Origin of the sequence: Labilibaculum filiforme, assembly GCF_002843315.1 — a bacterium.
GTDB classification, from domain to species: Bacteria; Bacteroidota; Bacteroidia; order Bacteroidales; family Marinifilaceae; genus Labilibaculum; species Labilibaculum filiforme.
The window spans coordinates 89,604-104,829 of record NZ_MVDD01000014.1; the positions used below are offsets into that span (position 1 = coordinate 89,604).

Genomic DNA, 15,226 nt, shown 5'->3' on the forward strand with positions numbered 1-15,226 from the left:
TGGTACTTAATAATGGGTGAAGGAAAAAAGTTAAAAGGGTAAAGAAAGAAGAATAAAAGTTAAAAGAAAATTGGCTTTACTGATCTATAAAAAGAACGGCTCCAAAATTTGGGAGCCGTTTCTATTTTAATCTTTACTGTCGAAAGCTTTTATATATTGATGCATATTCCAAATGCCAACCATTTCTTCCGGCATATGCATGATGTAATGAATTTCTTTGGGATAGAAATAATTCTCATCATAAAGCACTTTTATTTCTTTAAGATAAACCTCCCCAGTCTCTTCATGCAATAAATCATTCGTGTATTTTGCTTCTATCTGAGCAAATAAACTATCAATAACGAACTGATCTGCATCTTGAATTCCGTTTTCGACCAATGCTGTTGGTACTACTTCATTTCCATTGCTAACATCTACTTTTATCCGAGAAGCAATTCCCGAATACGAATACCCTGAATTAGAATATTCGTAAGTGTAATTTTGCAAGTTTAGTTTATCCCAAGCCGCTCTATTGGTCCGCAATTCCTCGATATTAAATTTTTTTCGAACATTGCCATCCTCCTCCTCGTCGCACGAAACAAACAACACAGGGAAAAATAGCAAACACCACAACAATAAATTTGTTCTCATCATAAATCTTTTACTTGGAAGAGAGCAAATTGGCAATTTGGTTGCGTATCAACAAAAAACTTATTTTAAAATACTATTGATTTCAGATTTACACCAAATCGCACGAATCTGCAGGCATCCAATGCTTATCTTTACCATCCCATTTTACATTGCAACCAATTGGATTGGTTACCGGTACCGATATTTTTTTGCCTGCCAAATATTCATCAATTGCCCGTTCCAAGTCGCGAACCTGAACTTTCGAAGTATCTCTAGGATTATCGACAGCCCTGCCAATATAAATTAGTTTTCGAGCCTCATTAAATAAATAGTAGTGAGGAGTTCTTAACGCTCCATAAGCCATCGCAACCTCCTGTGTTTCGTCGTACAGGTACACCCAAGGAAAATCATTCTCTTCCATTCGAGTTACCATATGATCGTAGTCGTCTTCTTCGTAAGTATTTGGTGAATTGGAGTTTATACCAATAAACTCAACTCCATTTGGAATATATTTATCCGCAATATTTCTTGTGTCCTCGTCGGAACCAATAACATACGGACAATGGTTACAAGTAAAAAACACCACTAAAAGTTTAGAGGATTTAAAATCGTTTAATTTATAACGAATTCCATCGGTGGCTATCAGATCAAAATCCGGAGCCTTATCATTAATCTGTAAGGTAAATGCCATTTTAATTATTTTATTTATTCAACACTCCTTTAAATTTACTTATTATTTTTAAAAGATCTAAATTAATTTTAAGCTATTAGATGCTTAATTTTCCCCTTTACAGCCTAAAAAAGGAAGTAAAAAATTAACACCTAATTAATGTCTGCTTTATTAAAAATAAATTTCTCTTTCGTAAACTTGTTGTGATCAAGGAGTATAAATATAAACGAGTACAAGAATATCCCTCAGAAACAGATCATCGGACTTTCAAATTAGTCGATACTACTTTCCATTCACTCCGGTGATTCTGTTTCCCTTCCCTCCTACTTTTCTGTAAAATCAGGATAAAGAAGATACTTTTCCCGAATTTCAAGATACTGTCGAATATCCTTTTGCCAGCTTTTCCGAATTTCCGTTTCCGATAAGGAGTTTTCAATTTGTGATCGTAGTTTTTCTGTACCAGCCAGATTCACAAAAAAGGAATTAAAAAAGTCAGGCTTGGCTTTCAATTCACCGTAAGCATTTAAAAGAAAAGACAAATCCATTTTTTTATTTTTTCGTAAATCCTTCGTATTTATCTTCCGTAAATCGTATCCAACACATTTCTCCCCTTCAAACTTTGGATATTTGCTTGCTCCAGAAATGCTTCGTGGAGTAAACTCAAAATCTCCTTTGGTAAATGATGGATGCCCATACACCTGAAAAGGAAAATCGGTTCCCCGACCAGCACTAACCACAGTACCTTCGAAAAAGCATAGCGATGGATATAAAGCAACAGCCAATTGGTTGGGTAAATTGGGCGATGGTTTTACTGGTAAAGCATAAGCATTATCGCGATTCCAATTTTTGCATTTAATAATAAACAATTCACATTGCACACCATCCTTCAACCATTTTTCTCCATTAATCATTTTGGCATATTCGCCTATCGACATGCCATAAACAACCGGCACAGGATGCATTCCCACAAACGAGCTATATTTCATTTCCAAAACCGGTCCATCTACATAATGTGCATTCGGATTGGGACGATCCAAAACAATCACTTGTACTCCCTGCTCGGCACAAGCTTCCATCACGTAATGCAAGGTTGAGATGTAAGTATAGAAACGAACACCAACATCCTGAATATCAAAAACTACAACATCAACTCCCTTTAAATCGGATACCGATGGTTTGTAATGCTTCCCATACAAAGAAACAATTGGCAATGCTGTTTTTGCATCAACGGCATTGCTAATTTTCTCGCCAGCATCTGCAGTGCCTCTAAAACCATGCTCGGGACTAAATATTTTAGTGATCTCTATGTTTTTTGCTAACAATACATCCACCAAATTCTCGCCATTTACCATTGAAGACTGATTGGCAACAACAGCAATTTTCTTTTGCTTAAGCAGAGGAAGATATTCTGTAAAATTTTCTGCTCCGACAGCTAAAGTTGTAACTTGTTTTTGTGCACACGATGTTACGCTTACCTCCAACAATAAGCAGGTACACAACACAGTATATTGTGCTATTTGTTTTATTTTTCTCATTTAACTAATTTTTCACATCCTTAAACCCGAAATTACTACTTTTGTACCAATCTCTATAAATAATAGATTGTTAGATTTGAGATTTCGGACAATAAATCGATTTACAATCAAAAAACAATCGTGGCATTTTCAAAACAATAGCCAACAAAACAGTTTATAAAATTACATACTTTGAATCTAGAACTCTTTATAGCTAAGAAAATTACCGGTGGCAAAAAAAGCGATGGAAATATATCTCATCCCATTATTAGTATTGCCAAAATAAGCATTGCGCTCGGTATTTCGGTAATGATTCTAGCTGTAGCTATTGTTACTGGTTTTAAATCTGAAATTACCAATAAAGTAATTGGCTTTGGTTCTCATATCCAAATTACCAATTACGATAACAACTCCTCGTTCGAAACGCAACCTATCGAAAAGAGTAGCCTCCCAATTAGCTACATTGAAAAAGTACCGGGAGTTTCTCACGTACAAGCCTTTGCTACCAAGCCAGGAATTTTAAAAACAAAATCGGATATCCAAGGAATTGTTTTAAATGGAATAGGCAAAGATTACGATTGGAGCTTTTTTACCAATCATTTGGTGGAAGGAAGAACAATTCAACTAAGCGATAGCACAAAAAGCAATGAAATTCTGATATCGGAGCAACTCTCGAACCTTCTTCAGCTTAAAGTTGACGATAAATTATCCGTTTATTTTATTCAGCAACCGCCCAGAGTGAGAAGCTTTACCGTTACCGGGATTTACAATACCGGAATGGAAGAATTCGACAAACTATTTCTGATTTGCGACATACAACACATACAGAAACTAAACGACTGGACTGACAATCAAGTTAGTGGATATGAGATCTTTATTGATGATTTTGACGACTTAGATCTTATAGAACAGCAAGTAAGAGGGATTACTGCTACATCGTTTACCGATGATGGTGCTGGCTTAAAAGTAAGAAGCATTGTTCGTAAATATCCACAAATATTTAGTTGGTTAGATATGCTCGATATGAATGTTTGGATCATTTTAAGTTTAATGATTTTAGTAGCTGGTTTCAATATGGTTTCCGGCCTGCTGATTATTATTTTGGAAAAAACCAATATGATTGGGATTTTAAAAGCCTTGGGCACAGAGAATTGGTCTATTCGAAAAATATTTTTATACCAATCGGCCATGCTTATTGGGAAAGGAATGTTGTGGGGAAATATTATTGGCATCTCTATCTGCTTGCTTCAGTACTTTTTTGAAATAATTCCTCTTGATCCAACCAATTATTACGTAGACACAGTACCTATCAATCTTAAGCTGAGTCATATTATTCTTCTAAATATTGGCAGTTTAATCGCAACAGTTTCGATGTTACTGGTTCCATCCTATTTAATCACCAAAATTACCCCTGCCAAGGCGATTAAGTTTGATTAAAAAAAGAAAGGACAGGATGATTTTCCTGCCCTTAGTATTATGCCTTTATTTCTCAAAATCAGTGAAATTATCCAATTGAATGGTATCTCTTGCCACAATTTGATTGTTAAACCAAGCTTCGGCATACAAAATATTGTTTTTCACATCAATAGCATCCCACTGAAAACGAGTATCTCCTCGTGGGCCTGCATTTTTTGTTCTCGACCCAAAATTTATTTCTTTTCCCAAATCGTTGTACATCATTACCGAATCGCAGTTACTGTACACCCAAACATCCTTCACTCCCGGTTTTTCCCATCTATCGGTCCACGATTCCGAAACAATATAAACCATAGGACAATCGCTGGCTTTTCGATACATACTCTGGTACAAATAGTAAGCATCTTTTTTAGTTTTATGATCGTGCAATAGTAATCCTTTCTGATTCATGTACGGAATCGGATTCATATCCCTACCTAGTCTTGGCGAAGCAAAATCGAAACCGACCCAAACAAAATGCCCCGGAAATTTATCCTTATTCGACTCTCCCTTTGAAATTTTGTACTCGTGCAATAAACAACCATACTCCTGCGACCAAAATTCCGTTTTCCCCGAAGAATAGTAATCCTTACTCACATCAAATTGTTCTTCACTATGTGTGGTGTATTCCATATCTGCGCCGTATTCTCCAATTATTTGATTCGGATTGTACAAATCAATTTCGCCCATATACCAACCATTCCAATCTTGCGGAGCATAAATAGAAACAATATCTTGATTCGATTTGTATTTAAAATTACAACCTGTAGTTGGACGACTCGGGTCTATTTCCTTGGCCAAATCGACAAGCTCCTGATACAGTTTATTCGATATTGCTTCGCTAGCTCCAGAACGATCCGACTCATTACCTACTCCCCAAACAATTACTGCAGGATTATTATAGTATTGCTCAATCATTTCCTGCATTTGTTGTTTGCAGTTTTCCAAAAAAGAAGGATCTTCAGAAACACTTCCCGTTAATGGTATTTCCAACCACAGCATTAAGCCCAACTCATCACAAGCTTTCGCAAATTCTCTGTCGCAAGGGTAGTGTGCATGCCGAACTGCATTAAAACCTGCATCCTTAAGGATTTGAGCATCTGCATAATGCTGTTCATTTGGCAAAGCATAACCTAAGCCTTCCATATCCTGATGTCGATTTACACCACGCAAAAGCATTTGCTCTCCATTCAAGCTAAACCCTTCCTTATTTGCCAAGGTGTAATACCTAAATCCAAAAGTACTCTCGAACTCGTCCACCTCCTTTCCATCGTAACTTATGGTAGAAACCACTTTATAGATATTTGGATGATCGACACTCCAAAATTGCACCTCTCCTAAGGCTGCTTCCGATTGTTTAAAACTCACCTCAGTTCCAGCCTCTAACGTTTTACTCATTTTTTTTGTCGCAACCAAAATCCCTTCCGGGGAGAAAATTTCAGAACTCAATTTTACTTTTTTAATTTCCTTCGAGTAATTTTTCACTATTGTCTTTATCGACAAAACACTTGGAGCTTGTCCACCACATACCGGCGTATTAAATACTTTCTCAATTTTAATAGGATCGGTACTCGTAATCCAAACATCGCGATAAATACCTCCATAAATCGCATAATCAAAACTGAACGGAAAAGAGCCTTTTTCATCAGCCATCCAAGGTGCAATACCCGGATTATTAGAATTATCGGCTCTTACCGCTAACACATTCTCTTTCCCAAACTTTATAAAATCAGTGATATCAAAAGAAAAAGCAGTATATCCCCCCTGATGCACTCCCACCTTTTTTCCGTTCACCCACACTTGAGCTTCTAAAGAAACCGCTTCGAATTCTACAAATATTCGTTTTCCAAGCTGCTTTTTATCCACACTAAACTTGGTACGATACCACGCAGGACCTTTGTACATGGTACGAACATCGTTTTCAAAATCGAAACGACCATCGAAAACATCCCTATTAACACCATCGCTACCTCCGTTAAAATCGTGAGGAATAGTTACACGAAGCCATTCGCTATCGTTAAAGAAAGCTTTGTGAGCATTCTTTACATCTTCTTTTTTAAATTTCCAATCGTTCTTATTAATGGAATGTTTACTTCTATTTTCAGCAAGAGCTTCAATGCTCGAAAAAAAGTAAATACCCACAAACAGAAGAAGGAAACAGTGCATTTTTTGCTTTAACATGATATGATATTTTTAGTTTTGTTATATCTTTCGATTCGAAACAATAATACCAATGATTTTTTGTTTTGGAAAGTTAAAAACGGTAACTAGTTACCGTAACTCCTTCTATCAAATCTCTATATATCAGAATAATATCAATGAAAACATCAGAATCAGAAAAGAAAGAAATAATTGACCGAATTGTGAAGGGAGAGGTGTTCTCCAAATCGGAAATGCTTCGGAAACTATTACTCTACCTATTCGATTCTCATAAACAAAACCTCCATGTAAAAGCCATTAATATTGCTATTGATCTGTTTCAAAGGGAAGGCGATTTGAAAGAAAACGATGAAACAATTGCACGGGTATATATTCATAAACTAAGAACAAAACTTACCAATTACTATCAGAAGGAAGGCCAAAACGAAAAAATAATTGTTGAAATCCCTAAAGGAAAATATGACCTTTATTTTCGGATTCCCCAAACAAAAATAAACACTAAAACAAACATCAGACCCTTTAAAATAGTACTGCTTATCCTAGTCCCTATTCTTCTATTCAATATTCTAATATGCTGGCATTTTGGAGTTTTTAATACACAAAAAACAGTCAGTTCTATTTGGAAAGAGTACATTACTGAAAAAACGGATGTGAATTTGATGCTTGCCAATCCGTTTTTTTATACCGTTCGAAATTTAAAAAATGATTCCACTTTTGTCGTGCGTAACTTCCATATCAATTCAGCAGGAGAACTAGCAAACATGCCCGGTTTATTCCCTAAAAACGAATACGATATTAAAGAAAGTGACATTTCATATTATGCCAACAATAACATCAACTCCTTACCGTCTCTATTTAAAGCCTTGGCTGAAAGTGATAATAAAGTTCAGTTAAAATCTGGTGCAAATATCAATCTAGAAAATATATTAAATAACAACACTATTGCTCTTACCTCCTTAAAATCTATTGGGATATTTCACGAATTTTTAGACCAAACTTCGATCAGAATACCTCAAAAAAATGGACTTAGTTTGTTGCTAATTAATAAATCGGATACAATTAAATACACTGCATTAAAATCTTATACTGATTTTTATACCGATTATGCCTTTTTCATTAAGCTTTCCACTCCAAAAGGAAAAATCTTATCGATTATTTCAGATTCTCATTCGATAGGAAATAAAGGATTAATGGAACTTGTAACCAATAAAAATGCCGACAAAATAATTTTGCAACAATACCCTGAGTACAAAGGAAATTTTCCAAAACATTTCGAATTGCTGGTAAAAGTTTCGGGATATCACGAACAAAATTTAAACACAGAAATCATTCATTTTCAGAATCTTAATTAAACTTTATTTTTCCCAAGTAATAATAATGTTTATTCTATTTCCAGTATCTGTTATTAAGTTCTAACCACCAAATTCAAACAATAAACAAACGGCATACTAAAAAAGATAAACACTTTTCGCATCCCGACAATATTCTGAATCTTCTTTCATAATATAAGTTTTTTGTTAACTTTACCTCCCTAACCAAAAACTCATATTAATGTCCGAAATAAACAATACGCCTGCAATCAAAAGAGGCTGGCTTCGAGCACTTTTAATTCTACTTCCCTTCATAATAATTACAGGTATTTTTCAAATTATAGGCACTATTGTCTTGGCTCTGGCATCAGATATTAATATGATGGAAATGCTCCAAAACCCATCTGATACTTCTACTTCCACATTCTTAGTCATTCAATTTTTCGGAACTATCGGAACTCTCTTATTAGTATGGATATTTACCCGATTTATCGACCAAAAGCAAATAATTGATCTCGGATTTGCACTTCAAAAACGAGCAAAAGATATCCTTTACGGATTACTTACTGGCTTTATTATGATGGGCGCTGGTAGTTTGATTCTGTATTATACGGGACATCTTTATTTCGAATCCATCACTTTTAGCTTAATCGGATTAACTCAATCACTTCTTCTGTTTATTCTTGTCGCCATAAACGAGGAAGTTTTTGTAAGAGGATATCTCTTGCGTAATTTTATGGATTCTATGAACAAATACATTGCTTTAATAGTTTCATCATTACTATTTATGGCACTTCATCTTCTGAATCCAAACCTTTCTTTGGTCGGCACAATCAATATTTTCCTTGCCGGATTACTCTTAGGAATTAGCTATATATTCACTAAGAATTTATGGTTTCCTTTGGCGCTTCACTTTAGTTGGAATTTTTTTCAAGGTCCAATCTTCGGATTCGAAGTGAGTGGTACTAGTTCCACTCCTCTTATCACACACAGTATTCAAGGAAGTGAGCTAATTACAGGCGGACAATTTGGTTTAGAAGGATCAATTATTGCAACAGTACTGTGTTCACTGGGAATTTTATTATTTTGGAGGATATACAAGAAGCAGGACATTGTAATAGCCACAAACTAGTTTATCATGAAAATCTTGCTTTCATTTTCATTACTAGTAACCCTTTTTGCTTGTTCAGAGCAAACCAATTCAATTCTGAATAAGTATACATCTTCCGATTTAGAACAAATTTTCGAATCACAACAAATAAACGCTTGTTTTACCATTTACGATTTAAAAAATGATGCAAAACTCAGCTACAATCCGGAAAGATTAGATTCTGCATACCTACCTGCTTCTACATTCAAAATAATTAATTCGATGATTGCTTTGGAAACCAAAGTAATTAAAGATGAAAATGAAATTATTAAATGGGATAGCATCGATCGTAGCTACGCCAACTGGAATAAGGATCAAAATCTGAAAAGTGCGTTAAAATATTCTGCTGTTTGGGTTTATCAGGAACTGGCACGAAAAATTGGCGAAGAAAAAATGAACTATTGGGTGAAAGCATGCAATTATGGAAACAGAAATATAAATGGAGGCATTGATATTTTCTGGTTAAACGGAGACATTCGAATAAGTGCCAATCAACAAATCGACTTTTTAAAGAAATTATATCTCAACCAGCTTCCTTTTTCACAAAAAAATCAAGAAATTGTAAAAGAAATAATGATTGTTGACCAAACTGCAACTTATACGATAAGAGCAAAAACAGGATGGGCCATGCGAATTAACAATCAAATTGGTTGGTATGTTGGGTATATCGAAAGAGATAAAAATGTATATTTTTTCACCATTAACATGGATATTAAAAATTACGATGATGCCGAGAAAAGGAAGTTAATCGTATCCAAAATACTCGATCATCTTCAGTTAACTAAATAAGAAAAATCTAAGAATAGTAAAGACCATGAAAAATATAGTATTATTTTTATTTCTAAGTGTTTCTGCATCTGTATTCGCATCTTCAGGACAAGATACGAACACTTACGAACAAGATTTGAAATACCTTTTTCAAATTAACGGATCGCAGGCTAGCTATCAGGAATCTATTAAAGCAATGATTATTCAGTTAAGAAATCTAGATTCAGATATTCCCAATGAATACTGGGACAAGGCAGAGGTAGAATTCGTAAATACTTCGGTGAATGATTTAATTAAAATGTTACTACCAATCTATCGACAAAATCTTTCTCATGATGATATATTGGCAATGATTAAATTCTACGAATCGGTTGCTGGAAAAAGAATCGCTCAAAAATTACCAAAAATCACTACCGAAACCATGCAAGCCGGAATGTCGTGGGGACAAACAATTGGAGCAAAAATTAGAGCCGATATTGAAAGTAAAGGATTTAAAATTAGATTGCCATTTACCCCTTAACTTCAAAATAGAAATTGATTCAGCAACGAACAAACCTGAATTAAATCATATCTTAATAGTCTAATTATTAGTGTTTTTTGGAGTTGCTAAAACTAATTAGATATGCAACCCGACATTATCAATCTTTAGGTAGATTATGGCTACAAAGGAATTATTATTTCTAGTGCCGGACCTGGCCATGTTAACAAACCCGTTTACCCTGCTTTAAAAAGAGCCATTGTAAGGAGAGTTAATGTATTTATGACTGTGCAAACTCTTTGGGGTTACACGCACATGTTTGTTTATGATACAGGTAGAGATTTACTTGCTATGGGAATATGTTTCCTGAAGCTGCCTATATAAAATTAGGACGAACTTTAGGTCAAACTTCCAATCGACAAAAAATAATTGACTTGATGCCAACACCAATAAACGACGAAATAACAAAACGAGAACCCTACAACGGATATCTCGTTTATCAGGGAGGAGTTCCATAAATTGAGCAATTTGTTAAAAATTTCAGAAAATAAATTAAACCCCGGTCTTTTTCAGGGTTTCTTTCTACTGATTAAAAAAGATTAATATTTTTTTCATATTAGAGGGAAACATTATTGTTATCTTTAGGTACTATTAGAAAAATACCTTTATGAGTAGTTTAGAAACAATATTTGACCTCGATCAATTTACCAGTATATTAAACAATCAACTAAATATTGGATTACCGGGTTTCGATGCTCAAAATATAATGTCCCCATCCATTCGCGATCATGCACTTAAAACCAGCGATCCAAGTTTAGCAAGGGATAGTAGTGTTTTACTTTTATTCTATCCCAATAATGGCCAATTATACATTCCATTCATGAAAAGAACAACTGGAAACACAAATCATAGCGGACAAATTAGTCTACCTGGAGGAAAGTATGAGGAAAGTGATGAAAACCGAACAATAACCGCAATTCGCGAAACCAATGAGGAATTAGGCGTAGATTGCGATCAAATAAAAATACTCGGCTTTTTAACTGAACTATATATTCCAGTTAGCAATTTCATGGTATTACCTGTATTAGGATATTGTGAAAAAAGACCAGATTTCAAATTGAGCGAATTTGAAGTAGAGGAAATTATTGAAATGCCCATATCCCAACTATTAGCCAAAGAAAATATTGCAAATTTCTCCTTTACCAAAAATGGTTTTGAAATTCATGCGCCCTATTTTCAAGCAAAAGAGCATAAAATTTGGGGAGCCACTGCAATGATATTATCCGAACTAAGAGAAATTATTCGTCGTGCAGGTCTAATTCAATAATACAATGTTTTGATAATTATTATAACGCTCTAAAATTTTAATTACATACTGATATGGCTCTGAACCACGACAATAACCATATTTCACGACAGGATCATTAAAAAACTCTGGCTTCGACTTATTCAATAAATAGTAATCAACACTTCCTTTCCATTGATCTGGATTTTTACCATTTTTCTCGGCCAAACGTCTTGCATCTAACACATGACCTAAACCCACATTGTACGAAGCCAACAAGAATTTAAGTTCATCTGTTTTATCCAATAAGGTTTCGTCCAGTTTCCCTTTTAAATATTTTAAGTGTCTAACTCCAGCATCTACATTCTCAATAGGCGAAGAAAGTGAATCCACATCGTATCGATAAGCAGTTTCTGGCATTAGTTGCATTAAACCAAATGCTCCCACCCAAGATTGCGCTTTCGGATTGAAATTAGATTCCTGTGATATTAATGCCGCCAACAATCTCCAATCCCAATTAATTTTTTTTGCCTTTTCTTTAAGAAGATCATCATAATCCGAAATCTTACCGCTTTTTACCGTAAAATATTCACTCTGAATCATTTGTTCAATCCTACTACTTTTAAAGTATCTACGATAAATCCTTCTATACTCTTTGGTTTTTTGAAACTCCATTAACCACATATTAACATCGTGAGTTAAATGGTTCGCTCCTTTACGTAAAGCCCAAGCCAAATTTTGTGGAAAACTAACACTTGTTTTAAACTCAATACCAGGATAGTAGGTAGAATTTACCATTGCAACATTTTCATCTGCAATAGTATAATCTATCTCACCACTTGCTACCATGGAAATAAGCTCCTCAACTTCCAACATTTCAACTGCAACTATATCAATAGGCATATCTAATTCTTCAGAAAGCAATTGCAACCGCTCCTCAAAAGAGGATCCCTTTTGTACATGAACCCTTTTCCCTGACAAATCAGATTGGCTCCTTATAAACCCAGTAGAATCAGTCGTAGGTTTTCGCTGAATTAGCACCTGAGACGATTGACTATGAGGAATCGTAAAATTGAATTTCTCCATACGATCAGTTGTAACCGCTAAATTCATTCCCAACAAATCAACATCACCTTGCTCCAAAGAACTAAAAGCCGATACCAAATCATTATTAACCGTCAATTCTAATCTCACACCTAAGTGATTCGCCAAAGCTTCTAGCATTTCATACTGAAATCCCATTGTGTGGCCTTTATAAACGAAATAATTCGTAGAATTATAATCAGTTACCACACGTAATTTTCCGCGAAGCTTAACATGTCTTAGCTCCACCACTGGTTTTTCTTCAATTTGTAATCCAACAACCTTTCGGTTTTGATTACAGGTCTGAAGAAAAACCATGAATATCACAGGGATAAGTAATTTTAAATATTTTATTCCAGACATAACTTTTCCTTTCCTAATTTGAAATTAGAAAAAATCAGATTTCCAACCTAGAAATATTTGATTCCAGTTTCTTGGCTTATTATTAAATCTTTAATTGTAAAAAGTCCAGATTAGTCCATACTTTAGCATGGCTGGATTGAGAGGGTAGTGTGGCGCCGAAAAATAGTTTTTACTGCCTATAGACGCATTCATGTGTTCGTACATAAAAAAGATACGCGTACGTTTAATTCTAAAGTTAAAATAAACATCAACCTTAGGATAATCACCAGTTTCTTTCTGATCCTGCAAAAAGAACTGTCCTGTTGAAGGCATATAATCAGGAGCGTAAAATGCTGTATTGTAACGCACCGCAAATCCTACTTGAAGACCTAAGGCACCATTAAAAAATGTATTCTTATAATAGTTATCACTATAGACTGAAAAAGTTGGTAATGGCAAAATTTTATCCTCAGATCCTTTTTGACCAACTAACTTTTGGTTTAGATAAAAGTTTCCCAATTTGAATCTTTTTTCTAAATATCCGGTTAATACCGTAATTCCTTTTCCCGTTTGTTCGGGTGTAGCACTCAAGCCAAAATAGGTATAATTATCGATTTGATTAATATGACCACCTATTTTTATATGATTTTTCTCATTAAAATATTCGATTCCAAGCTCTAATTCGGTGGTTTTATCCAAATTCAAATTCCATTGCTGATGATTCCCATAATACTTAGAAAGAAGAAAATCCGGAGTTTTCGAATCCAACTTCGCGAATATAGAAACTCCATGAGGAATGGAATCTTTTTTCCCAATCCATTTAGTGAGCTCATACTTTAACTCAAAATCATTTTGCTTATATCCTTCAAAAACGAAAACCCCTGTTGCATTCCAATTTAATTTGGAACCAGCATTACTAAACAGACCTGCAAGAAGTTGATTATTATGTACTTTACTGTCTTTTTGATGCAAAGAAATTTCATTTACTTCCAAACGTGAATTGTACTTTCCAAAATCACTAATAATACCAACCCTAGCACCTAAACGAATCCATTTATTCTTGTTCTCATTAAAAATAAGCTGAAACGAATTTCGAAAGTTCGAATATTCTACTTTATCAAATGTTGTTTCACTATCGTAGTAGTAATTAGAATAAAATGTATCATCCAATAATGTTTCTCTAAATCTCCAACTATCCGATTCATAGTGAAAGCCATAAACAAAATTCATCGGATAAGCATAAGTGGTATCCTTCTCCTGAACCACCTCCCTTTCTTCCCCAATTCCATAAGAATGTTTCATGAAGAAATTAAAATTTGTCAGCTTACTCTTGGAGTCGTCTAATTTAACTTGCAAATTTTCAGAGTCTTCACTATCATCAGTTAACTCAGTATCATCCAATAAACCACCATTCTCCTCGTTACTCAAACTATTTTGATTCAGAACAAAATCCAAACCATATCTTTCTTTCCTATAAGTAGAAAAGAAACTAAAATCGTATAATTTAGTTTTCTGATTCTGATACTGACCATCACTTGAAATCAAATTATAGCTAACCCCCACATTCCAGAATGGGTTAACATTTTGCGTTTGTAAAACTTTCAAAAGATTTTCTGCTTGTCCTTTTGCACCACCAGTTTCGTAATAGATGCTAGTATAAGGAGTTGTTGTATTGAAGAAAATTATATCCTCTGGTTTAAGCATATAATCTCTATAGTTAGAAAATAATAAAAACTGTTCGCTATTATTACGATCTTTATAAACATTAGAAATATAAGGCGATCCTAAATTTCCCAAATAAGTATTCGAAATACTATTTCTAAATATTGGATTGTAATTATATTGAGAACCCAACATCGTATCTAATTCCACATACTCAATTCGCGAAGCGAAATCAGTAAGTTTCCAGCTCTTAATTACAGACTTGACGTTATTATACCCCAAACTGTCCATCTCATTACCCTTCTCCCCTGACTTATTCCTACTTCCCAGTTTTTTATTTTCAAGATCACCAGGACCACCATCAAACACCTGAGCGTAAGAATTCAAGCAAGTGCAAATCAAGATTGTTACAAATAGAAAGAATTGTTTCATAGCCAACAAAGATAAACAAACTGTTATTAAGTTGAATGGATAGACTCAAAATATAGGTTAAAAAACCTTAGTAAGAGTTAAAGAAGAGGATTTTTACGACCAGCGGCAAATCCAACGTAAATCGTTTATATAAAACTGCACTAAAAAACAACAGGTATAACAAAAAAGAGTCTCATTCCTGTTGGAATAAGACTCTTTTAAAAGTTGGCGTCGACCTACTCTCCCACCTTTCGGCAGTACCATCGGCGCTAACGGGCTTAACTTCTCTGTTCGGAATGGGAAGAGGTGGAACCCCGTTGCAATAGACA

General features: G+C 34.6%; 12 protein-coding genes, 1 rRNA gene and 1 pseudogene. 7 read left to right on the forward strand and 7 right to left on the reverse strand.

Going from position 1 to position 15,226, the window contains the following annotated elements; all coding sequences use genetic code 11:
* Positions 1-126: 126 nt before the first annotated feature.
* From BZG02_RS15980 to BZG02_RS15990, 3 genes are all read right to left on the reverse strand, one after another.
* Positions 127-633, reverse strand: a complete 507-nt coding sequence (locus BZG02_RS15980; protein WP_101262523.1) for a DUF6174 domain-containing protein — start codon at positions 631-633, stop codon at positions 127-129.
* 85 nt (positions 634-718) lie between these two features.
* Positions 719-1,300 (reverse strand): thioredoxin family protein, encoded by a 582-nt coding sequence (locus BZG02_RS15985; RefSeq protein ID WP_101262525.1) that lies wholly within the window; start codon positions 1,298-1,300, stop codon positions 719-721.
* Positions 1,301-1,602: 302 nt separating this feature from the next.
* Positions 1,603-2,814 carry an exo-beta-N-acetylmuramidase NamZ family protein gene (locus BZG02_RS15990; protein ID WP_101262528.1) on the reverse strand — a complete coding sequence of 404 codons (1,212 nt, stop codon included), beginning with the start codon at positions 2,812-2,814 and terminating at the stop codon, positions 1,603-1,605.
* 171 nt (positions 2,815-2,985) lie between these two features.
* On the opposite strand from BZG02_RS15990, the gene BZG02_RS15995 reads away from it, so the two are divergent.
* Positions 2,986-4,230: an ABC transporter permease gene (locus tag BZG02_RS15995; protein ID WP_101262530.1), complete on the forward strand. Its 1,245-nt coding sequence runs from the start codon at positions 2,986-2,988 to the stop codon at positions 4,228-4,230.
* A gap of 45 nt (positions 4,231-4,275) precedes the next feature.
* Here the strand turns inward: BZG02_RS15995 and BZG02_RS16000 are convergent, their stop codons facing one another.
* Positions 4,276-6,429, reverse strand: a complete 2,154-nt coding sequence (locus BZG02_RS16000; RefSeq protein ID WP_101262532.1) for a glycoside hydrolase family 2 protein — start codon at positions 6,427-6,429, stop codon at positions 4,276-4,278.
* A gap of 137 nt (positions 6,430-6,566) precedes the next feature.
* Between BZG02_RS16000 and BZG02_RS16005 the strand changes: the two genes are divergently transcribed.
* From BZG02_RS16005 to BZG02_RS16025, 6 genes and pseudogenes are all read left to right on the forward strand, one after another.
* Complete coding sequence (locus BZG02_RS16005) at positions 6,567-7,760, forward strand: hypothetical protein (RefSeq protein WP_101262534.1); 1,194 nt, start codon at positions 6,567-6,569, stop codon at positions 7,758-7,760.
* A 199-nt stretch (positions 7,761-7,959) separates the two neighbouring features.
* The gene (locus tag BZG02_RS16010; protein ID WP_101262536.1) at positions 7,960-8,850 is read left to right on the forward strand and encodes a CPBP family intramembrane glutamic endopeptidase; all 891 of its coding nucleotides are present in this window, start codon (positions 7,960-7,962) and stop codon (positions 8,848-8,850) included.
* Between the two features lie 6 nt (positions 8,851-8,856).
* On the forward strand, positions 8,857-9,657 hold the full coding sequence (gene blaOXA, locus BZG02_RS16015; RefSeq protein WP_101262539.1) for a class D beta-lactamase: 801 nt from the start codon (positions 8,857-8,859) through the stop codon (positions 9,655-9,657).
* Positions 9,658-9,682: 25 nt separating this feature from the next.
* Positions 9,683-10,156, forward strand: coding sequence for a DUF2059 domain-containing protein (locus tag BZG02_RS16020; RefSeq protein ID WP_101262541.1), 474 nt, complete (start codon positions 9,683-9,685; stop codon positions 10,154-10,156).
* Positions 10,157-10,297: 141 nt separating this feature from the next.
* Positions 10,298-10,498, forward strand: a pseudogene (locus tag BZG02_RS21370) (hypothetical protein); the annotation flags it as partial.
* Between the two features lie 283 nt (positions 10,499-10,781).
* Positions 10,782-11,441: an NUDIX hydrolase gene (locus tag BZG02_RS16025; RefSeq protein ID WP_101262543.1), complete on the forward strand. Its 660-nt coding sequence runs from the start codon at positions 10,782-10,784 to the stop codon at positions 11,439-11,441.
* Here BZG02_RS16025 and BZG02_RS16030 read toward each other — a convergent pair.
* The 3 genes from BZG02_RS16030 to rrf form a co-directional block, all read right to left on the reverse strand.
* Entirely contained in the window at positions 11,430-12,845 is a 1,416-nt protein-coding gene (locus BZG02_RS16030; RefSeq protein WP_101262545.1) for an MltF family protein, read from the reverse strand. The genes BZG02_RS16025 and BZG02_RS16030 overlap by 12 nt on opposite strands.
* A gap of 90 nt (positions 12,846-12,935) precedes the next feature.
* Positions 12,936-14,918, reverse strand: a complete 1,983-nt coding sequence (locus tag BZG02_RS16035) for a putative porin (protein WP_101262547.1) — start codon at positions 14,916-14,918, stop codon at positions 12,936-12,938.
* Between the two features lie 202 nt (positions 14,919-15,120).
* A 5S ribosomal RNA gene (gene rrf, locus BZG02_RS16040) occupies positions 15,121-15,226 on the reverse strand; the annotation flags it as partial.